The 18361-nt window shown below is 64.7% G+C and carries 23 protein-coding genes and 1 pseudogene; 16 read left to right on the top strand and 8 right to left on the bottom strand.

What is annotated here, in order from left to right:
- Nucleotides 1-94 precede the first annotated feature (94 nt).
- The 6 genes from BUE39_RS17470 to BUE39_RS34885 all read right to left on the bottom strand — a co-directional run bounded on the left by BUE39_RS17470 (nucleotide 95) and on the right by BUE39_RS34885 (nucleotide 4036).
- Nucleotides 95-673 (bottom strand): FUSC family protein, encoded by a 579-nt coding sequence (locus BUE39_RS17470; RefSeq protein ID WP_073429974.1) that lies wholly within the window; start codon nucleotides 671-673, stop codon nucleotides 95-97.
- An 87-nt stretch (nucleotides 674-760) separates the two neighbouring features.
- Nucleotides 761-2080 (bottom strand): cation:proton antiporter, encoded by a 1320-nt coding sequence (locus tag BUE39_RS17465; protein ID WP_073429973.1) that lies wholly within the window; start codon nucleotides 2078-2080, stop codon nucleotides 761-763.
- A 166-nt stretch (nucleotides 2081-2246) separates the two neighbouring features.
- A complete protein-coding gene (locus BUE39_RS17460) occupies nucleotides 2247-2657 on the bottom strand; it encodes a DUF3175 domain-containing protein (protein ID WP_073429972.1) in 411 nt (136 codons plus the stop codon).
- Between the two features lie 178 nt (nucleotides 2658-2835).
- A complete protein-coding gene (locus BUE39_RS17455; RefSeq protein ID WP_073429971.1) occupies nucleotides 2836-3363 on the bottom strand; it encodes a PRC-barrel domain-containing protein in 528 nt (175 codons plus the stop codon).
- Between the two features lie 251 nt (nucleotides 3364-3614).
- A complete protein-coding gene (locus tag BUE39_RS35170; RefSeq protein ID WP_167363305.1) occupies nucleotides 3615-3752 on the bottom strand; it encodes a hypothetical protein in 138 nt (45 codons plus the stop codon).
- A gap of 146 nt (nucleotides 3753-3898) precedes the next feature.
- Complete coding sequence (locus BUE39_RS34885; protein ID WP_159442574.1) at nucleotides 3899-4036, bottom strand: hypothetical protein; 138 nt, start codon at nucleotides 4034-4036, stop codon at nucleotides 3899-3901.
- Here BUE39_RS34885 and BUE39_RS17445 point away from each other — a divergent pair.
- On the top strand, nucleotides 4035-4331 hold the full coding sequence (locus BUE39_RS17445) for a hypothetical protein (protein WP_073429969.1): 297 nt from the start codon (nucleotides 4035-4037) through the stop codon (nucleotides 4329-4331). The genes BUE39_RS34885 and BUE39_RS17445 overlap by 2 nt on opposite strands.
- On the opposite strand, the gene BUE39_RS17440 is transcribed toward BUE39_RS17445, so the two are convergent.
- Nucleotides 4274-5569: a DNA topoisomerase IB gene (locus BUE39_RS17440; RefSeq protein WP_073429968.1), complete on the bottom strand. Its 1296-nt coding sequence runs from the start codon at nucleotides 5567-5569 to the stop codon at nucleotides 4274-4276. The genes BUE39_RS17445 and BUE39_RS17440 overlap by 58 nt on opposite strands.
- 160 nt (nucleotides 5570-5729) lie before the next feature.
- Here BUE39_RS17440 and BUE39_RS35165 point away from each other — a divergent pair, with 160 nt between their 5' ends.
- The 6 genes from BUE39_RS35165 (at nucleotide 5730) to BUE39_RS17410 (ending at nucleotide 9126) form a co-directional block, all read left to right on the top strand.
- On the top strand, nucleotides 5730-6080 hold the full coding sequence (locus BUE39_RS35165) for a chemotaxis protein (protein WP_073429967.1): 351 nt from the start codon (nucleotides 5730-5732) through the stop codon (nucleotides 6078-6080).
- Between the two features lie 223 nt (nucleotides 6081-6303).
- Entirely contained in the window at nucleotides 6304-6855 is a 552-nt protein-coding gene (locus tag BUE39_RS17430) for a type 1 glutamine amidotransferase domain-containing protein (protein WP_073429966.1), read from the top strand.
- A 96-nt stretch (nucleotides 6856-6951) separates the two neighbouring features.
- The gene (locus BUE39_RS17425) at nucleotides 6952-7515 is read left to right on the top strand and encodes a DUF4142 domain-containing protein (RefSeq protein WP_073429965.1); all 564 of its coding nucleotides are present in this window, start codon (nucleotides 6952-6954) and stop codon (nucleotides 7513-7515) included.
- Nucleotides 7512-7856 carry a DUF1488 family protein gene (locus BUE39_RS17420; protein ID WP_073429964.1) on the top strand — a complete coding sequence of 115 codons (345 nt, stop codon included), beginning with the start codon at nucleotides 7512-7514 and terminating at the stop codon, nucleotides 7854-7856. Before BUE39_RS17425 ends, BUE39_RS17420 begins: the two co-directional genes overlap by 4 nt.
- Before the next feature lie 88 nt (nucleotides 7857-7944).
- Entirely contained in the window at nucleotides 7945-8526 is a 582-nt protein-coding gene (locus BUE39_RS17415) for a hypothetical protein (RefSeq protein WP_073429963.1), read from the top strand.
- Between the two features lie 147 nt (nucleotides 8527-8673).
- On the top strand, nucleotides 8674-9126 hold the full coding sequence (locus BUE39_RS17410; RefSeq protein WP_073429962.1) for a PA2169 family four-helix-bundle protein: 453 nt from the start codon (nucleotides 8674-8676) through the stop codon (nucleotides 9124-9126).
- A 166-nt stretch (nucleotides 9127-9292) separates the two neighbouring features.
- On the opposite strand, the gene BUE39_RS17405 is transcribed toward BUE39_RS17410, so the two are convergent.
- Nucleotides 9293-9631 (bottom strand): BON domain-containing protein, encoded by a 339-nt coding sequence (locus BUE39_RS17405; protein WP_073429961.1) that lies wholly within the window; start codon nucleotides 9629-9631, stop codon nucleotides 9293-9295.
- Here BUE39_RS17405 and BUE39_RS34880 point away from each other — a divergent pair.
- The 9 genes and pseudogenes from BUE39_RS34880 (at nucleotide 9621) to BUE39_RS17365 (ending at nucleotide 18328) form a co-directional block, all read left to right on the top strand.
- A complete protein-coding gene (locus BUE39_RS34880; RefSeq protein ID WP_143031985.1) occupies nucleotides 9621-10046 on the top strand; it encodes a hypothetical protein in 426 nt (141 codons plus the stop codon). The two genes, BUE39_RS17405 and BUE39_RS34880, sit on opposite strands and share 11 nt — an antisense overlap.
- An 88-nt stretch (nucleotides 10047-10134) precedes the next feature.
- On the top strand, nucleotides 10135-11619 hold the full coding sequence (locus BUE39_RS17400; RefSeq protein WP_073429960.1) for an RNA polymerase factor sigma-54: 1485 nt from the start codon (nucleotides 10135-10137) through the stop codon (nucleotides 11617-11619).
- A gap of 161 nt (nucleotides 11620-11780) precedes the next feature.
- Nucleotides 11781-12959: a pyridoxal phosphate-dependent aminotransferase gene (locus tag BUE39_RS17395; RefSeq protein ID WP_073430017.1), complete on the top strand. Its 1179-nt coding sequence runs from the start codon at nucleotides 11781-11783 to the stop codon at nucleotides 12957-12959.
- A gap of 223 nt (nucleotides 12960-13182) precedes the next feature.
- Nucleotides 13183-13929 carry a FadR/GntR family transcriptional regulator gene (locus tag BUE39_RS17390; protein WP_073430016.1) on the top strand — a complete coding sequence of 249 codons (747 nt, stop codon included), beginning with the start codon at nucleotides 13183-13185 and terminating at the stop codon, nucleotides 13927-13929.
- Nucleotides 13930-14132: 203 nt separating this feature from the next.
- A complete protein-coding gene (locus BUE39_RS17385; RefSeq protein ID WP_073429959.1) occupies nucleotides 14133-14876 on the top strand; it encodes a (Fe-S)-binding protein in 744 nt (247 codons plus the stop codon).
- Nucleotides 14873-16264, top strand: coding sequence for a lactate utilization protein B (locus BUE39_RS17380; RefSeq protein WP_073429958.1), 1392 nt, complete (start codon nucleotides 14873-14875; stop codon nucleotides 16262-16264). The genes BUE39_RS17385 and BUE39_RS17380 overlap by 4 nt, the downstream gene beginning before the upstream one ends.
- The gene (locus BUE39_RS17375; RefSeq protein WP_073429957.1) at nucleotides 16251-16847 is read left to right on the top strand and encodes a LutC/YkgG family protein; all 597 of its coding nucleotides are present in this window, start codon (nucleotides 16251-16253) and stop codon (nucleotides 16845-16847) included. The genes BUE39_RS17380 and BUE39_RS17375 overlap by 14 nt, the downstream gene beginning before the upstream one ends.
- 142 nt (nucleotides 16848-16989) lie before the next feature.
- Nucleotides 16990-17415 carry a DUF6088 family protein gene (locus BUE39_RS17370; RefSeq protein ID WP_073429956.1) on the top strand — a complete coding sequence of 142 codons (426 nt, stop codon included), beginning with the start codon at nucleotides 16990-16992 and terminating at the stop codon, nucleotides 17413-17415.
- Nucleotides 17378-18328, top strand: a pseudogene (locus BUE39_RS17365) (nucleotidyl transferase AbiEii/AbiGii toxin family protein). Before BUE39_RS17370 ends, BUE39_RS17365 begins: the two are co-directional and overlap by 38 nt.
- Nucleotides 18329-18361: the final 33 nt, after the last annotated feature.

The following is an 18361-nucleotide window of genomic DNA, read 5'->3' as shown; positions in this document are numbered from 1 at the left end:
CAGAGAGCCGCGAAAAAACGGCGTAGTGCGAGATCCAGAACCGAGTCTCGCAGGTTTTGCGGGCTTTGCCGAGAGCGCACCGGCGCAAGCGTAATCAGGGCTCAGTTTGCTTGCCCGTTCCGCCGAACCAGCGCTGCTCGATCGACGACATCAGCCAGGCCACCAGCAGCGCGCAGACGGTGCCGAGCGTCACTTCGCCGAGGCGCAGCAGCGCGATGTCCCACGCGGGACCGATGCCCGGCACCAGCAGCATGATGGTCGCGGTGATGCCGCCCAGACGCGCCGCGCTGCCCACGTTGACGACCCAGCAAATCACGATCGCCACCGCCACGGTGGCCGCATAGGCCGCGAAATGACCGCCGCCCAGCGCGGCGCCGAGCAGCCCGCATACACCGCCCGCCATCGCGCCGATGAACTGATCGCGCGACAGCTTGCGGGTGTCGATATAACTATGCTGGCTGACCGCGATCGCGGTGATCGCGGCCCAGAAAGCCTGTTCGGTGTGCAGCGCGCGGCCGATCGCGAAGGCGAGACTGGCGCCCGCAACGGCTTGCACGGCCATCACGCAGCCTTCGGTCAGCCGCTCGTTGAGCGGCAGCGACTTCAGAAACGCAAACAGCGAGTTGGCCTCGGACGCGCGCGCGCCGCGTGTGGGCTTGTCGGTTGAGCTCATCGGATGGGTCGGGACGCGTGATCGCAGCGGGAAGGTTCCGTATTCTAGTGACTGCGCGCCCGCTCACTGTCGCCGCTCACTGTCCCCCTAACCGTCCCCGCTGCGCAGCCGGTGATACCAGTTCATCAGCGGCGTGGCGGAGACGCCGTGAATCACCACCGAAGCGGCGACCACCGACAACGTGAGCGGCGCCAGCGGAACGACGTCCGCCGCCGCGCCGTGTTCGAGCGCATACGCGAGGTAGTAGAACGAGCCGATGCCGCGTATGCCGAACCAGCTCATCAAACGCCGCTGCGCGGGCGTCGCGCTCGATCCGATCAGCGACAGCTCCACCGCTACCGGCCGCACGAGCAGAAACAGCGCGGCGCCGAGCGCCACCGTCCGCCACGTGACGAGCGGCGCTTGCAGCGTGGCGAGCACGTTGCCGACCATCGCCATGACCGCGACTTCGGCGATGCGTTCGAGTTCGATCGTGAAGCCGAGCACCGACTCCGCCATATACGCGTGCGCCTTGCTCGGGTTGGCCGCGGTTGCGTCGACGTCCTCGGAATCCACAGTGCCGATCGCCCGGCGAGGCGAGACCGCGCCGCTCGCGCGATGCTCGACGCGGCGCATCGCGACGCCTGCCGCGAACACGGCCAGAAAGCCATAGGTATGCGCGAGTTGTGCCGTACCGAACGAAAGCTCGATCAGACCGAGCGCGAAAAAGCCTTCGAGACCGAGCGCCTGCGCATGGCGCGTGCGCAGCCAGGCGACCGCGTGCGTCGTGGCCCAGCCGAGCAGGGCGCCGATCGCGATCGCGCCCGCCACGCCCCATGCGATGCGGCCCGCGAGTTCGAGGTTCAGCACCTCGGACGCATCGGCGCCTGGCGCCGCGCATAGAGCGAGGCCGAGCAGCGCGAAGGGCAGCGCGATGCCGTCGTTGAGGCCGCCTTCGCCGGAGAGCGCGAAACGCAGCAGGTCGTGATCGCCGGGGTCGCGCACCTGCACGTCGTGTGCGAGCACGGGATCGGTCGGCGCGAGGATCGCCGCGAGCAGCAGCGAGGGGCCCCAACCGAGTTGCAGGACGTACACGCCGAAGAGCGTCAGCAGCGGAATGGTGGCGAGCATCGCGAGGAAGCCGAGGCGCAGCGGCACGGTCCAGAGTTTTTCCAGCACGCCCAGGCGCAAGCGCAGGCCGATGGCGAACAGCGACACCAGCAGCGCGACTTCGGTGATCGTGCGCAGCAGATGCGCGTCGGCCACCATATCGAGGTGCAACAGGCCGAGGCCGGGCGATGCGAGCGCGTAGCCGATCGCGAGGTAGAACATGGCGGCGCTGACGGGCAGGCGCCGCAGTGTCGTCGCCGCCACGCCCATGAAGACGAGCACCGCGCCGACGATGAGAAACCACAACGTTTCGTGCATGAGGATCCGGTGAGAGCCGGCGTGCGGATGACGCATGCCTGGCCGATTGAAAGACGCGCGCGGAAAACGCGCCGCGCCAGCGCGCGTCGGGGCATTCTTCAGGACACGCGTCGCACTCGCTGCGCATTAAACCGCATCAAGCCGCATCAAGCCGCATCAAGCCGCATCAAGGCGCGCGTCCGAACGCCTCGCGCAACTTGCGCTTCGCCTGTTGCAAGGTACTGCGGCGCGTCTTGGGCAAATTCCTGCCCGCGCGATTGATATAGAAGTTCAGCATCGACATCGCCGACTGGAACGGCGTGCCCTTGCGACGGCGGCTTTTCGTCGACGACTGCTTGAGCGATTGCGCAATCTCCTGGGCATTGCCGGTTTTGAAAATATTGTGTTCGAGGTCCATCGCGTCGCTGGTTTCCATCACGTGATGCGACCACTTGCGCGGACTCTTCGCGCCGCCTCCGTTGGCTGTTTTGGCGCGATGCGCCGCGTGCGCATGCGCATGGCGTTGGCGTGGCGGTCGTCCTGACTTGCCGCGCGCAACCGGGCGTTTCGATTTGCCGGTGGCTTTCCGGGTGGCCATGATTTCGCCTCCTTGTCAGGCTGGCTTCGCGCTCGTCTACCGTCGATCGCCGATGCGGCGATTCGCTAAGGCGAAGTGAAATGCGCCGGCTGCCGCCCAGGCGGCGAGCCGGCGCATGAAAAGCGGACGGGTGCCGAAACTCGACTTTCGTCGCACCCGTCCGCGATTGGCGTGCGGGTTACAGCTTCACCCCGCCGGCCTCCGGCGCATCCGACGCTCCGGGAGGAATGTCGCCGACGCCCACGTCGTCGCGTCGCGTGAACCGGTCGCGGCCCCAATAAGGTTCGGTGCCGTAGTACTGGTGCACGCTCGTGGCCCAGCTCTGATCCGCCATCGAGGGCCAGTGATCCTTGTCGAAGCCCGGTGCGGTCTTCACGCGTTCAGCCGTCATGTTGAGCACGAAGCATTTCTGGTCCGTGTCGAGCGTCAACGCGCTCCAGGGAATCGCCAGCAGCTTGTCGCCGATGCCGAGGAAACCGCCGCTCGACATCACCGCGTAGGCGATGCGGCCCGAGCGCACGTCGAGCATGATGTCCTTGATGTTGCCGATGTCCTCGCCGTCGCTGCTGAGCACGGTGTTGTCGTCGAGGGTATCCGCCGCCATCACGTCGGGGCCCGGACCTTCCGCGGTCGCGGCGCCCTTGCCGACGATACGCGCGCCCTGGCTTTGCCCTGCGCCGCCTTGCGTCTGTGTTTGATGGACCATGATGAGCCTCCTCTAAGGGTTGATGATGTATGCGGGACCCAGCAACGCGCGTTCCTTCCAGGCGGCTTGTCCCACGGCCGCCCATGACGAAAGTGAGTTGCGCCGCGTATGAGAACGTCTGAAATCCAGGCAGGGCGAACGCGTAAAGCATGCTGACGCGTTTGCAATTATTTCGTCGGAATGGACGGACTGAACTGATGATTGCACCGCTACCGCAAGGCTTCATTGCGTGGTTCATTGCGGTGAAACGTTCAGCCGTCTTCTCCCACTTCGGCGGGGTCCGGCAGTTCGGGCAGATCGCGATCGTCGGTCGGCGGGGCGGGTTGGCCGTGATCGTTTTCCGATGCCGGTGCGTTGGCTGCGTCGTCGGGTGTCGGCTTGGCTTGCATTGTTTTCTCCCTGAGGAACGTGGCGACGAAGATCACGCACGCCGCATGCCAAAGCCATTCGCGCCGCCGCCGCGTTCGTGCGAGGCATACCCCTTGCTGAATGCTGGACACACAGTGCGAGCCGCCGCGGTGGCGGTACACAAGGTTCATTCGCGCATGGAGGCAAGTGGCAACAACCGGTATTGCTCCGGCTGTATCGATGCGAGCGATGCATGCAGTGTGACTTTCGTCATGAAGTCATGAAGAGAACGCGCATGCAGGGCGGCATCGGGGAGAACGATCATGGTCCAACGAATTCATTACCAGATGAATATCTGCGGTGGCGATTTCAGTCACGTGCGCGAATGCTTTCGCAACTGGAAGTCCGAGACGCTCATATATCGCAGGAACCAGCGGATGTTCGAGGGGAAACAGGAAGTGCGGCCGTTGTCGGAACGCGTGTTCGATAACGGCGAAGTCGCGCACGAGGCGCTCGAACGCGTATGCGGGCCGCGCGATCCTTACGCGCTAGCCGCCGAGATTCACGATGGCGAGCGCGACGTGTGGCTCGTGATGGCCGCGTTCGAAGAAGAGGCTTGATGCGCTTTCGCGCCGGGTGAAGCGCCGGCGTCTTTACGCTTGCGCGCCACGCGCGACTTCTTCAGCAACGCGGTGAGCGAACCGTTGACGCTGTCGGCCACTTCCGCCTCGCGCGCCTTGCGGCCTTTCGCGCCCGACTGACGCGCCCGTTTCGCCGCGCGCTTCTCCGCCCGCGCGAGCAATGCGGCGAACGCCGCTTCATCCACTTTCAATCCCCGGCGCGTCTTGCCCTCCGGCAAGCAGCGCAATTCGTCGGCTTCGAACGCGCTGATCACGGCCGGGTGAATGTAGCAGCGCCGGCATACGGACGGCGTGTTGCGCAGCAAGTCCGCGACGTCCTTGACGGTGGCGACGAGGTGGCGGCGCGCTTCCGCCGCGCTGCTGCATACCAGCCGTCGCAGCGCGGCCATCGCGTAGACGCTGCCGGCCCACGTTCGATAGTCCTTCGCGGTGAAGTCCGCGCCGCTCGCGCGGCGCAGATAGTCGTTGATATCGGTCGAGCCTACCGTGCGGCGCGTGCCGTCCTCGTCGAGATACTGGAACAGGTCGTGTCCGGGCAGTTCGGCGCAGCGCCGAACGATGCGCTTGACGCGCGGATTGTTCACCGTGACCTCGTGTTCGATGCCGCTCTTGCCGCGAAACTTGAAGCGCAAGTGGCCTGCCTCGATCTTCACGTGCTTTTTACGCAGCGTCGTCAAACCGTACGACTGGTTCTCGCGCGCGTACTCCACGCTGCCGATGCGAATCAGCGTCGTGTCGAGCAACTGCACGATCGCGGCGATGACCTTGTCGCTCGGCATGCCGGGGCGTTTCAGATCGCGTGCGACGCGCGCGCGGATGCGCGGCAACGCGCGGCCGAACTCGGCCAGGCGCTCGTATTTGTCGGCATCGCGCGTCTCGCGCCAGCGCGGGTGATAGCGATACTGCTTGCGTCCGCGTGCGTCGCGCCCGGTCGCCTGGAGATGGCCGCGCGGGTCGGGACAAATCCACACGTTCTCGTAAGCCGGTGGAATCGCGAGCGCATTGATGCGTTGGATTTCGTCTTCGTCCTCGATGCGTTGGCCGTCGACGTCGAAATACGCGAAGCCGTCCTTTTCACGCTGGCGCGTATAGCCGGGCCGGCTGTCGTCCGCGTGCCGCAAGCCCGGCGGCATGGCGGCCGCCGTCGCTTGCCGCGCGCTGTCGGCGGCGCGTTCGCGCTCGGGGGGTCGTTGCAACGGCTTGATGGTGGCGGCCATGGTCGCGGGTAGAAGTTTCAAGCGTGAGGCGCGCTGTGCGCCGGTGAATGGCTAGAGCAAGGTCGATGCCTGCCGCCCGTTTCGCGCGCCGTGGCACGAGCGGGCGGAACGGTCCTTGCGAACCTTTGCTACGCGTCATCAACAGACCAAGGAGATCGTCATGAGCAGCACGCTGAATCCCGATGAAGAGCCGCAAAACGTCGTCAAGCCCACCGCGGGCACGACGGGCGAACTCGGCCCGAGCGATTCGTCCGACAGCGGCAGCGATATCGCCGGCGCCAAGCGTCATGAATTCGATGTCGACACCGAGCTGGACAACCATGCGCTCGAGACCGGCGAGGCCGAACTCGGCAGCGACACCGACCGCGCCGGCACCGGCGAGCGGGCGGCCGCCGACGGTGACTCCACGCTGGAGGCCGACCGCGACATCGAGCCCGACCGCATCATCGGCCCGGCCGACCCGCAGCTTACCGACGACGACGGCCTCGACGAAGATCCGAGCGGTGTCTAGCCGTCGACAAGAACGAGCGGTTCCCGCGTGTTGCGACCAGCGGCAACGCGAGCGCCGCGTCGAGCCGCGCCGCGCCGGCAAGCGCGGCCCGACGCCGAGGCGCTGCGGTCGAACGCGTGGAGCTAGCACGTCGACAATAGGCACATCTTTTGCTGATCCAGCAGCAAGCAGGGGACCACGCCGCGCGCTACGCCTGGTCCCGCACTAACGAAGGAGAGCATGCATGGCAAACACGTTGAATGGTTACAAGGTAGCGGTACTCGCCGTGGACGGTTTCGAACAGGCCGAGTTGATCGAGCCGAAACGCGCGCTCGCCGAGGCGGGCGCGACGGTGCACGTCATTTCCGCGAAGCCCGGCAAGATCCAGGGATTCAGGCACGTCGACAAAGGCGACACCGTGGAGGTGGATGCCACGTTCGACAAGGCGAGCGCGGACGACTACGACGCCGTGGTGCTGCCAGGCGGCGTGGTCAACGGCGACGCGATCCGTTCGCTGCCGCAGGCGCAGGCTTTCGTGAAGGCCGCCGATAGCGCGAAGAAGCCCATCGCGGTGATCTGCCACGGCACGTGGTTGCCGGTCTCGGCGGGGATCATCAAGGGACGCACGGTGACGAGCTGGCCGAGCCTGCAGGACGATATTCGCAACGCCGGCGGCACGTGGGTGGACAAGGAGGTCGTGGAGGACGGCAATCTGATCAGCAGCCGCAAACCCGACGACATTCCCGCTTTCAACAAGACGCTGATCGCGCAATTGGCGAAGCGGCACGCTGCCTAGGCGAGCTGCGATGCGCGAGGCGCGCGCCGGTTGCCATGCCGCGCCCCGTCGACCATCGAGCTTGCGCGCCGGCTCCGTCGAACAGGGAGAAAATGCATGAAACCCAAGTATTCCCTACAAGTGATGACCGTGGCGCTGGGCCTGGCCGTGGCATCGATCGGCACCGCGCATGCGCAGGCGAGCGACGCCCCGGCCAGTGAAGCGCCGGCCGGCGGCACCGTGCTTTCGCCGGCGGATCAGCAGTTCATGCAGAACGCCGGCCAGGCCGACGCCACCGAAATCGCCGCCAGCAAGATGGCGCTGAAGAATTCAAGCGATCCGAAGGTGAAGCAATTCGCGCAGCAGATGATCGACGAGCACATGAGACTCTCGCGCAGCATGGCGGTGCTCGCCGCGAAGAAGCGGCTCCCCGCGGCGCCGGCCGCCGACTCCGCGCTGGTCGGTAAACTGCAGACGCTCAAGGGCAAGGAGTTCGATCAGGCCTACGTCGAGCAGATCGGACTGGAAGCGCATCAGAGAGCGGTCGACCTCTTCGAGCAGGAAGGCCGCAGCGGCACCGACGCGCAATTGAAGGCCGCGGCGCAGCACGCGCTGCCCACCATCAAGCATCATCTTGCGATGGCGCAGCAACTCGCCGGCGCCATGAAGGGTTCGCCATGAGCGCAATCCTGCCGCGGCCGGCCTATGAGGATTCCCTTATGCAGATCACCTTTCCCGACGACGAACCGACCTTCGACGGAGCGAATCTGAGGGTGCGCTTCACCGCGCGTGTCGAAGGCGAGCCGGTTGTGTGCGAGATCACCGCTGAGGCGCTGGAAGATCATTTCGGCGCCGAGTCCTTGCTGGAAGGCGCGCTGATGGCCGCCTTCGAGCGCGGCCGCCATCGCATCCGTTCGGTCTGCGCGGAAGCGCTCGACCAGAACGGCGGCGAAAGCGTAGTGTTGCATAGCGGACTGTTCAGGGTGGAAGGCATGGACCCGGATTGCGGCACCGCGGGGTAGCCCCGGTGCATGCCGGCCGCGCGCTGGGCGGAGCGACACAGCGCGGCGGCATGGTCCGCAGACGCCATTAACGATGCAAGGAGGCCTCATGTCACTCATCGTCGCAGCGCGCTTCACGACTTTCCCCGCCGCCGAGGAAGCGGCGCAAAAGCTCTTCAACGCAGGGTTCGTCGAAGAAGACGTCACCCTGTTTTTCGTCAATCCGCGCGGCCAGCACGCGCGCTATCCGATCGGCGGCGATAGCGCCACCGATCCGGGCGCGAAGGGGGCGCCCAAGGGCGCGGGTCTGGGCGTCACCATTGGCGCCGTGGTCGGCGCGGTGGTGGGCGTCGGCATTTTCGCGGCGTTTTCCGCGCCGTTTATCGTCTCGCTGATCGCGGCCGGCGTCGGTGCCTACGTCGGATCATTGATGGGCGCGATGGCGCGCACCGCCCTCGACGGCGAGAAAAACGGCTTTCCACCCGTCCACCATGAGTTGCGCGATTCGGGCGTGCTCGTCGCCGTGCATGTTTCGCCCGACAATCAGCTCGACGCCGCGCGCGTCTTGCGCGAAGCGGGGGGCGCGGCGATCGAGCGGGCAAGCGGGCGCTGGCAGCAAGGACGCTGGGCCGATTTCGATCCGCTCAAGGAACCCGTGCCGCTCGACGAGTACAGCGAGAAGCGCGCCTGATCGGGACTGCGCAGACCGGAAGTTCGCGCGCGTCAGCTTGCGGGCAAGCGCAGGCACGTCTGATGCGGGTAGCAACAGCGAACGCCGTTGCCGCACGCAAGTGCCTGGCTGCGGATTCGACGATCAACGAAACCCAGGAGGTATTGAATGGCTACGAACGTTGTTTCCGTGCTGAACGATCTGATCGAAACGTCGAAGGACGGCGAGAAGGGTTTCCGCAAGGCCGCCGAGGATGCGCACGATCCGCAATTGAAGACGGTCTTCGTGTCGGCGGCCGACGCCTGCGCGCTCGGCGCGCGCGAACTGCAGGACACGGTTCAGGGTCTGGGCGGCAAGCCCGAGACGGGCGGCAGCGTGGGCGGCGCCTTGCATCGCGGCTGGGTCGACGTGAAGTCGGCCGTGGCCGATCGCAGCGATCACGCGATTCTGGTGGAATGCGAGCGGGGCGAGGATGTCGCGAAGAAGCGCTATCACGACGCGCTCGAAAAGGAGCTGCCGCTGGACGTCCGCGCGATAGTCGAGCGGCAATATCAGGGCGTGCTGCAAAACCACGACCGCGTGCGCGCGCTGCGCGATCAGTACGCGGCGGCTAACCGGTAATCGACGCTGTTCAGGGCGGCCGGCGCGTTGTCCGGCGCCGGCCGCATGAACGGAAAGCCGTCCGCGTGACGGCTTTTTTACTGGAACGCCTTGTTCAAACGAAAAAAGCGCCGGCCAGAAGCCGGCGCCTTGTCTTCGATATCGGCGCTCGTTGTCGATCCCGATCTTATTCGGCGGCGACCTTGAGATGGTTCTTCACGCTCGTCACGCCCTTCACGTTCTGCACGACCTCTTCGGCCGCGGAACGCTCCTCGGCCGACGGCACCGTCCCCGTGAGCGAAACGACGCCCTTGCGGGTCTTCACGTGGATATGGGTCGACTTGAGGTTCTTCGTCGCCAGCAGATCGGCCTTGGCCTTGGTGGTGATGGTGCCGTCGCTGATGTGCTCGCCCATGGTCTCGGACGCTACCGGCCGGATCGAGTCGTTCGTTTGCGCGCTCACGTTCAAGGCGAAGGCGACACATGCGATGCTGCCAGCGGTCTTCAGGACTTGAATGGTCTTCATGTTTCTTTCTCCTTCTGGTGTTGATGAAAATTGCGGTCTTGTTACCTGCGATCGATCGCGGCGAAAAACCGCCGATGAGTCGCGTGGGGCCGTTGCCGCTACGGTTCCTTCCGGGCCCCCGTTATCGACACCGGACATTGCCGCGCTCCTGGGTAGCGCGCTGCGCTTCATGCGCGCAGCCATGTCCGTCCACATCGTGCCTTTCCGCAATCTTCATGCCCGTAGGCGAGGGCGCGCCGTCATCGCGCGTGCGGAGGCATGCCGGGGTTCGTCGATGAACGGACAAGCGAGCGGCAGCCCTGTCGGGCGCGTCTTCGCGCGCGATGCCGGGACGCGGACCGGAAATTGCCGGGTGCTTGTAAAAATGGCGCTCGCGGCCTGCGCAATTCGCGCGCCCGAAAAAAGCAAAGCGTAGGAAAAACAGGGCGTTGCGCGAGTTGGTATGACAGTTGCTCTGAAGAGGTCACTCACCACGATCAGCTCATTAACGGGACCTCACTACAATGCCTTCAATTGAACTACGCACAAGGCAGTCTCTCGCACTCACGCCGCGCCTGCAGCAATCCGTGCGTCTGTTGCAGTTGTCGTCTCTGGAGTTCCAGCAGGAGTTGCGCACGGCGCTCGACACTAATCCGTTCCTCGAATACGACTCGTCGGAGACCGAGGATGTGGCGCTTGCCGGCGCCACGCCCGACGAGGACGGCGCCGGCGTGCTGCCGGTGGCCGATACGGTCGCCGCCGTCGAGCCGGACCCGTTGCCGGCTGAGAGCGCCGTCAGCGAGACGCTCGAAAGCGCGGGCCAGGACGAGATGCCCGGCGACTTTTCCGGCGATTACAACACCCGCGGTTCGACGCGCCAGAACGGCGATTCGGACGGCAGCGATCCCGCCGAATGGGCGCGCTCGCAACCGACCTTGCGCGAGCAGTTGCACGACGCGCTGCGCCTCTATCGGCTCGACGATCGCGACCGCGCGGTGGCGCGCTTCGTCATCGAGGCGCTCGACGACGACGGCTATCTGCGCCAGGATCTCGCGGACCTTGCCGACAGCGTCGATCTCGAACCCGAACTGACCGAGGAAGAATTGCTCGTCGCGCTGCGGCTCGTGCAGTCGCTCGACCGTCCGGGCCTCGGCGCGCGCTCGCTGTCCGAGTGTCTGTTGCTACAGGTGAACGCCTTGCCCGCCGACACGCCGGGGCGCGACGTGGCGCGGCAAATCGTCGAGCATCATCTGGAACGGCTCGCGCGCCGCGAACAGGCCGAACTGCAAAAGCAGATCGGCTGCAGCGCCGATGAATTGCGAGTGGCCTGCGCGCTGGTGCGCAAGCTCGATCCGAAGCCGGGCAATTGCTACGGCCGTACCGAAGACAACTACGTGGTGCCGGACGTGATCGTGCGCCAGGTGCGCAACAAGTGGGTGGTGACGATCAACCCGGCGGTGCAGCCGCGCGCGCGTATCCACCGCATGTATGCGGAACTGTTCGCGCAGTCGGCCGGCGCGAGCCGCTCGCCGCTCGCGCAGCAGTTGCAGGAGGCGCGCTGGCTGATCCGCAACGCGCAGCAGCGCTTCGATACGATTCAGCGGGTGGCCGAATGCATCGTCGCGCATCAGAAGGCCTTCTTCCAGTACGGCGAAATCGCGCTCAAGCCGATGGTGCTGCGCGACGTGGCCGATGAACTCGGCCTGCACGAATCCACCATCTCGCGCGCCACCGGCAACAAATATATGGCCACGCCGCGCGGCATTTTCGAATTCAAGCATTTCTTCCCGCGCGAACTCGGCACGGAAAGCGGCGGCACCTGCTCGGCCGCGGCCGTGCGCGCGCTGCTCAAGGAAATGATCGCCGCGGAAAACACGCGCGATCCGCTCTCGGACGTCACGCTGGCCAGGATGCTCGCCGATCAGGGGGTGCTGGTGGCGCGCCGCACGGTAGCGAAATACCGGCATCTGATGAAGGTGCCGCCGGCGGAACTACGCCGCCAGATTTAGGCGCACCTCGCCCCGTGCAAACGGGGCCGCGCTGAAGGGCCACGCGAGGCTGATTGATCGCGTGGCTTTTTTTCGTCCTTGCGCGGGGTTGCTCCATCGTCGCTGGACGTTTGGCACCCGCCCCATTACATTGGCGGCTTCGGTTGAACGGGATGAGCGCCATGAAGTACTCGAATCTGGTCGAGCGTTTGCAAGGCAGGCGCACGTCCGCGTGGGAAATCCATCGCGCCGCGTGGGAAGCGCTCGCGCGGGGCGAGGACGTCATCGTGCTGAGCGTGGGCGACCCCGACTTCCCCACGCCCGCGCCGATCGTCGAGCGCGCGGTCGAGGCCTTGCGCGAGGGCGACACGCATTACAGCGCGGTGTCGGGCCGCGAGCCGGTGCGCGCGGCGATTGCCGCGGAACACGCGCGCATGACCGGTTGCGAGGTCAGCGCCGCCAACGTGATTCTCACGGCGGGCGCGCAGAACGGCGTGTTCGCCGCGTCGCTGTGTCTGCTGGAAGCGGGCGATGAAGTGATCGTCCCCGAGCCGATGTATCTCACCTATGAGGCTTGCGTGCGCGTCGCGGGCGCGACGCTGGTGCCGGTGCCGGTCGATGCCGCGCGAGCGTTTCATGTCGACTGTGACGCGCTCGAAGCAGCCGTCACGCCGCGCACCAAGGCGATTTTCTTCGCGACGCCCTGCAATCCCACCGGCGTGGTGATGCAGCGCGCCGATCTCGAACGCATCGCGCGGCTCGCCTGCGAGCATGATCTGTGGGTGCTGTCGGACGAGGTCTACGCCGATCTTACGTTCGAGCGCGAGCATGTGAGCATCGCCGCGCTGCCCGGCATGGCGGAGCGCACGGTGACGCTCGGCAGTCTGTCGAAATCGCATGCGATGGCGGGCTGGCGCGTCGGCTGGGCAATCGGACCGGCGGTGCTGATCGAGCACATGGGGCGGCTGGCGCTCGCGATGCTGTATGGCTTGCCGGGCTTCATCCAGGAAGCCGCGCTGACGGCCGTGCGGAACAAGGCGCACATTGCCGCCGAGATGCGCGACATTTACCGGCGCAGGCGCGATGTGGTGTTCGAGCGACTGCGCCGCGTGCCGGGCTTGCGTTGCCTGCTGCCGGAAGCCGGCATGTTTATGATGGTCGACGTCAGCGGCACCGGCCTCGATACGGTTGATTTCACGTGGCGGCTATTTCGCGCGCAAGGCGTGTCGCTGCTCGACGCGAGCGCTTTCGGCGAGACCGCGAATGGCTTCGTGCGCTTGGGCTTCGTGGTCGACGAGGCGCAGCTCATCGACGCATGCGAGCGGATCGAGGCGTTCGTCGTGGGGTTGAATCGCGCGTAAGCGTTTCATTCGACCGCGGATGGAAGCGGGCGGCGGCTGTTTTTATCCGCGCTGCCGGGCTCATCGGCGAGCTTCGCCGCGGGCCGTTGACCGCTATAATTGACGCGTCCCTGGACGGCACCGACTCTCGACGGCACGTTCACGCGCTTCATCCATGCCGCGTCCCAGGCTGCTGTTTTCCACCTCGTTGTGCTTTGATAACCGGCTTCGCCAAACGCTGCCCATGCCCTTCGCCCCGATCCAGTCCTTCACGCGCAAACGACTCTCCGACGTCGTGTCCGACCAGATCAAGCAACTGATCTCGGACGGCTCGCTGATGCCCGGCGACCGCCTGCCGGCCGAACGCGATCTGGCCACGCAACTCGGCGTGTCGCGGCCTTCGTTGCGCGAGGCGCTGATCAGGCTGGAGGCGGACGGTTATATCGAAACGTCGGGGCGGGGCGGCTTCACGGTGGTCGACGTCACCGCGCCGATCATCTCCAAGCCGCTCGCCGAACTGTTGCTGCAAAACCCGCGCACCAGCGCCGATATTCTGGAGTTGCGCCAGGGGCTCGAATCGATTTCGACGGCGTATGCCGCCGAGCGCGCCAGCGCCGCCGACCTGAAAAAAATCACCCGTGCATTCGAGGCGTTGAAGGCCGGCTCGCTGTCGCGCGACCGCGTGAATCTGGCGGAACTGGACGCCGCGTTCCATCTCGCGATCGCCGACTCCACCCATAACATCGCGCTCGCGCACGTGATGCACGGCATCCATACGCTGATTCGCGAAGGCATGCGCCAATACCATCGGCTGATCGATTACGACGACGCGATGGAGAAACAGTTGATGAGCCAGCACCAGGCCATCTACGACGCCGTCATGGCCCGCGACCCGCAAAAGGCGCGCAAGGCCACCGAGCGTCATCTGGCGTATGTGCGCGAGATGTATAAGGAAGACGCCGCGAAGTCTTCGTCGAGCGTGGTTTCCTGACCCGCCGTGCCTGGCCGCGCCCCGGCGGCCTTCATCGACAGGTGAGCGGTTGCGGCGCTTCGCCTTCAATCTTCTCCAGCCCGATTTCAGATTGACGCCTCGCGGGGACTTCCCTATAGTTCGTGGTCAGACCAACATTACCAGTCTTGCTGCCGGGCGATGCGGAACCGGACAGGGCGGCTGTTTATCTCCCCAATGAACTTATGAAAGTCGCGCTGTTTATCCCGTGTTTCATCGACGCGTTCTATCCCGAGGTGGGGATCGCCACGCTCGAATTGCTCGAACGCTTCGGCATCGAGGTCGATTATCCGCAGGAGCAAACCTGCTGCGGCCAGCCGATGGCGAACAGCGGCGCGCACGCCGAGGCAGCCGGCGCCGAGCGGGTGTTCGTGCGCAACTTCGCCGGCTACGACTATATCGTCGGGCCGTCGGCAAGCTGCATCCATCACGTGCGCGAGCATCTCACCGCGCTCGAACAGACCGACGAAGTCAAAAAGGTCCGCGCCGGCGCCTACGAACTCGTCGAGTTTCTGCACGACGTGGTCGGCGCGCGCGAATTTCCGTGGGCCGAGTTTCCGCATCGCGTGGGTCTGCACAACAGTTGCAGCGCGTTGCGGCATCTGAAGGAAGCGTCGGTCTCGGAAGTGGCGTGCACGCCGTTCTCGAAGCCGCGCACCTTGCTCGAAGGCGTGAAGGGCATCGAATTCGTCAAGCTCGCGCGGCCCGACGAATGCTGCGGCTTCGGCGGCACGTTCTCGGTGACCGAGGAGCCGGTATCGGTGCGCATGGGGCAGGACAAGGTTCGCGATCATCTGAATGCGGGCGCCGAATACATCGTGTCCGGCGACATGTCGTGCCTGATGCATCAGCAAGGCTGTGCGGAACGCATGAAAGCCGACGCGCGCTTCATCCACATCGCGCAGGTGCTCAACGGAGCGCGCGCATGAGCCGGATCGATCACGCGAAAGCCGCTGGCGCGTTCATCAAGAAGACGGAGCACGTCGCGTTTCACGACAAGCGTCTGTGGGATTTGCGCGAGAAGCGCGATGCGCAGGCGCACGGTATCGCCGAATGGGAGACGCTGCGCGAACTCGCGTCGGGCATCAAGGAACACACGCTCTCGCATCTGTCCGATTACCTCGAACAGTTTGCCGCGGCAGCCGAGGCCAATGGCGTGGTAGTGCATTGGGCCGCGACAGCGGAAGAGCACAACGCGCTGGTGCACCAGATCATGTCGGAGCGCGGCATGACCACGCTCGTCAAAAGCAAGTCGATGCTCACCGACGAATGCAAGATGCGCGAATATCTCGAACCGCGCGGCATCACGGTGATGGAGACCGATCTCGGCGAACGCATCCAGCAGCTCGATCATCAGGACCCGAGCCATATGGTGGTGCCGGCGGTCCATAAACTGCGCGCCGATGTGGCCGAACTGTTCGGCCGCACCATCGGCACCGATCCGGGCAATAGCGACATTCACTATCTCGCGGAAAGCCAGCGCATGAATACGCGGCCGTACTTCGTGCGCGAGAAAACGGCCGGCATGACCGGCTGCAATTTCGCGGTGGCGGAGACGGGCACGGTCGTCGTGTGCACGAACGAGGGCAACGCGGATCTGTCCGCGAACGTGCCGCCGTTGCATATCGCGTCGATCGGCATCGAGAAGCTGATTCCGAAGGTGTCGGATCTCGGCGTCTTCGTCCGCATGCTCTCGCGCAGCGCGCTCGGCTCGCCGATCACGCAGTACACCTCGCATTTTCGTGCGCCGCGTCCGGGCACCGAAATGCATTTCATCCTGGTCGACCACGGCCGCTCCGAGCGGCTCGCCATGGAAGACTTCTGGTACTCGCTCAAGTGCATTCGCTGCGGCGCGTGCATGAACACATGCCCGGTGTACCGGCGCAGCGGCGGCTTGTCGTATGGCGGTACGTATTCCGGGCCAATCGGCGCGATCATCAATCCGACCTTCGATCTGAAGCGCTATAGCGCGTTGCCGTTCGCATCGACGCTCAATGGCAGCTGCACGAACGTGTGTCCGGTGAAAATCAATATTCACGAGCAGATCTACAAATGGCGGGCGGTGATCGCCGAGCGTCACGAAGTGCCGTTCGTGAAGCAGGAAGTGTTGAAGATGGCGGGGCGGCTGCTGGCGAGCCCGACCTTGTATCGCGCGACGGTGTCGTCGATGGGCAGCGCATTGCGGCGGCTGCCGAATTTCGTGCTGTATAACCCGCTCAATATCTGGGGCAAGCAACGCGAGTTGCCCGAGGCGCCGAAGCTGACCTTCCACGCCTGGTACAAGAAAAATCGTGGAGGCGGCGATGGCAACGCGTGAGGCTTTTCTGGCGAAGGTGCGGCAGGCGCAGCCGAGCGCGCGGCCGCGGCCCGAGGTGCCGTTGTTCAGCGCGGCAGGCGGTGATTTGCGCGCGCGTTTCGCCGCGGCGTTGCAGGCGATGGGCGGTCACTGCGTCGAGGCGGCCGCTGCCGGCGACGTGCTTGCGTTGATCCGCGAGCGGTTTGGCGATGCCACGTCCGTGGCATCCGCGACGCCGGAAGTGCCCGGCACGCGTGACCTGACGGCCGACACGGAGCCGGCCTCGCTGCAAGACATCGACGTCGGCGTGGTGCGGGCGCGCTTCGGCGTCGCCGAGACCGGATCGGTGTGGTTGAGCGAAAGTGAGTACGTGGTCAACGCGCTGGGGTACATCGTTCAGCATCTCGTGGTGCTGCTGGATCCGGCGCAATTGCTCGACGGTTTGCAGGACGTGTATCGGCGCGACGACTTTCGCGAGGCGCGGTATGCGGCGCTGGTTACTGGTCCCTCGGCAACGGCGGATATCGAGGGCGTGCTGATTCGGGGCGCGCAGGGTGTGCGGTCGTTGACGGTGGTGTGGGTGGCGGAGCCGCGAAAGGGTTAGCGGACGGCTCGGCTCCCACGCCCATACGGTCTCTCCGTGACGACGTGTTACACTTACCAGGTGAGCGGTATTGGATTTTTTATTTGTTTATAATCAAGCGGTTGCGGGTGTTTTAAGCCGAACACGATGAGCGGAGTTTGCCATGTATCTCGAAGGCCGGCTGAAGATAGCGATTGCCAAGCGAGCGTCCGACGTGTTCCTGCGGACCGACTTCGCACGTCTCGGCAGCGAGGCGCAGCTCGGCCGGGCGCTGCGCAGTCTGATCGAGAACGGGGTCATCGTTAAGCTCGGCGTCGGCGTGTATGCAAAAGCCAAGCGCAGTGTTCTCTCCGGCGAGCCGATTCCGGTTCAGCCGGTTGAAGTTCTGGCTGAAGAGGCTCTCGGCAGGCTGGGCGTAAAGGTTTATCCGAGCAAGCAGGTCGAGTTGTACAACGCGGGAAAAACGACCCAACTGCCCGCGGCAACCGTGGTCAATACCGGCAATCGCCGCATCGTGCGGAAACTGGGTTTCGGCAAGAAAACTGTTCAATATGAAAATAATCTCAGAAGAACAGAAAGAGCTTATTGATTCCATTACGGCGGAGGGACTCGCCGGAAATCTCTCCGCGTTTATTCTCGAGAAAGACATCCATGTCACCGACGCGTTGCACGCGTTGGCGAGACTGCGGCATCCGCACATTCAGTTTGTGTTTTGCGGCGGAACGAGTCTGTCGAAAGCCCACGGCCTGATCGAGCGAATGTCCGAGGACGTCGACTTGAAGGTCATCCCCCGGGGCGACCACGGGCTTTCGCAAAGTGGTGTGCGAACCCATCTCAGCCAACTGAAAGACGCCGTCATCAAGGCGATGACGGCCATGGGCTTTGGCGCAATCAAAGAAGAACAGCGTGCACTGAACGGGAGCCGTTACTTCGCGTCGGGCTGGCACTACAAGTCACGCTATGCCACGCACACCAGCTTGCGGCCTCATTTGAGTCTTTGAATTGACAGTGCGCACGCCGAGCTTCGCCGTCGTGCGCAAACCTCTCGGGTAGACCGTTGGGCGAATCGTGAGGGCGAGCCAACCGAGATGTCGTGTGTCGCCGTTGAAGAAACGCTTGCGGAGAAAGTCCTGTCGTTTTTGCGGCGTCACGCGGAACACCGCGCTGGCGTACGCGAGAAATGGGATCAGGCGTTGGTGCGCCACATCTACGACGTCCATTGCATCGTCTGCTCGAATGCTGAATTGGTCGATCGGGCGGCTGCCCACTTCAAGGACTGTGTCGAATACGACCGCGGGGAGTTTCACCGGCACGCGTCGTTCGTTGAGAACCCGAAGCAATGCATGACGGCGAGCCTGATCACGGCGGAAACAGAAGAGCAGACGAAGCGCGAATACCAGCATGTGCTGCTGCCGCTAATCTATGGAACGGTCCGGCCTACTTTCGAAGAGGCATTCGCGGTATTCAAGCAGGCCTCGACCAAGCTTCTGGCGGCGCTTTGACAACACACATCGTGCATTGAACCGCATGACCCC

This window comes from Paraburkholderia terricola, from assembly GCF_900142195.1.
GTDB lineage: Bacteria > Pseudomonadota > Gammaproteobacteria > Burkholderiales > Burkholderiaceae > Paraburkholderia > Paraburkholderia terricola.
The sequence above is the reverse complement of the archived record's forward strand: the minus strand, read 5'-3'. Positions and strand labels throughout refer to the sequence as shown.

Bases quoted from the DNA above. Each gene is read 5' to 3' on its own strand.
- BUE39_RS17470 (WP_073429974.1), bottom strand. From the start codon at position 673: ATGAGCTCAACCGACAAGCCCACACGCGGCGCGCGCGCGTCCGAGGCC.
- BUE39_RS17465 (WP_073429973.1), bottom strand. From the start codon at position 2,080: ATGCACGAAACGTTGTGGTTTCTCATCGTCGGCGCGGTGCTCGTCTTC.
- BUE39_RS17460 (WP_073429972.1), bottom strand. From the start codon at position 2,657: ATGGCCACCCGGAAAGCCACCGGCAAATCGAAACGCCCGGTTGCGCGC.
- BUE39_RS17455 (WP_073429971.1), bottom strand. From the start codon at position 3,363: ATGGTCCATCAAACACAGACGCAAGGCGGCGCAGGGCAAAGCCAGGGC.
- BUE39_RS35170 (WP_167363305.1), bottom strand. From the start codon at position 3,752: ATGCAAGCCAAGCCGACACCCGACGACGCAGCCAACGCACCGGCATCG.
- BUE39_RS17445 (WP_073429969.1), top strand. From the start codon at position 4,035: ATGGTCCAACGAATTCATTACCAGATGAATATCTGCGGTGGCGATTTC.
- BUE39_RS34885 (WP_159442574.1), bottom strand. From the start codon at position 4,036: ATGATCGTTCTCCCCGATGCCGCCCTGCATGCGCGTTCTCTTCATGAC.
- BUE39_RS17440 (WP_073429968.1), bottom strand. From the start codon at position 5,569: ATGGCCGCCACCATCAAGCCGTTGCAACGACCCCCCGAGCGCGAACGC.
- BUE39_RS35165 (WP_073429967.1), top strand. From the start codon at position 5,730: ATGAGCAGCACGCTGAATCCCGATGAAGAGCCGCAAAACGTCGTCAAG.
- BUE39_RS17430 (WP_073429966.1), top strand. From the start codon at position 6,304: ATGGCAAACACGTTGAATGGTTACAAGGTAGCGGTACTCGCCGTGGAC.
- BUE39_RS17425 (WP_073429965.1), top strand. From the start codon at position 6,952: ATGAAACCCAAGTATTCCCTACAAGTGATGACCGTGGCGCTGGGCCTG.
- BUE39_RS17420 (WP_073429964.1), top strand. From the start codon at position 7,512: ATGAGCGCAATCCTGCCGCGGCCGGCCTATGAGGATTCCCTTATGCAG.
- BUE39_RS17415 (WP_073429963.1), top strand. From the start codon at position 7,945: ATGTCACTCATCGTCGCAGCGCGCTTCACGACTTTCCCCGCCGCCGAG.
- BUE39_RS17410 (WP_073429962.1), top strand. From the start codon at position 8,674: ATGGCTACGAACGTTGTTTCCGTGCTGAACGATCTGATCGAAACGTCG.
- BUE39_RS34880 (WP_143031985.1), top strand. From the start codon at position 9,621: ATGGTCTTCATGTTTCTTTCTCCTTCTGGTGTTGATGAAAATTGCGGT.
- BUE39_RS17405 (WP_073429961.1), bottom strand. From the start codon at position 9,631: ATGAAGACCATTCAAGTCCTGAAGACCGCTGGCAGCATCGCATGTGTC.
- BUE39_RS17400 (WP_073429960.1), top strand. From the start codon at position 10,135: ATGCCTTCAATTGAACTACGCACAAGGCAGTCTCTCGCACTCACGCCG.
- BUE39_RS17395 (WP_073430017.1), top strand. From the start codon at position 11,781: ATGAAGTACTCGAATCTGGTCGAGCGTTTGCAAGGCAGGCGCACGTCC.
- BUE39_RS17390 (WP_073430016.1), top strand. From the start codon at position 13,183: ATGCCCTTCGCCCCGATCCAGTCCTTCACGCGCAAACGACTCTCCGAC.
- BUE39_RS17385 (WP_073429959.1), top strand. From the start codon at position 14,133: ATGAAAGTCGCGCTGTTTATCCCGTGTTTCATCGACGCGTTCTATCCC.
- BUE39_RS17380 (WP_073429958.1), top strand. From the start codon at position 14,873: ATGAGCCGGATCGATCACGCGAAAGCCGCTGGCGCGTTCATCAAGAAG.
- BUE39_RS17375 (WP_073429957.1), top strand. From the start codon at position 16,251: ATGGCAACGCGTGAGGCTTTTCTGGCGAAGGTGCGGCAGGCGCAGCCG.
- BUE39_RS17370 (WP_073429956.1), top strand. From the start codon at position 16,990: ATGTATCTCGAAGGCCGGCTGAAGATAGCGATTGCCAAGCGAGCGTCC.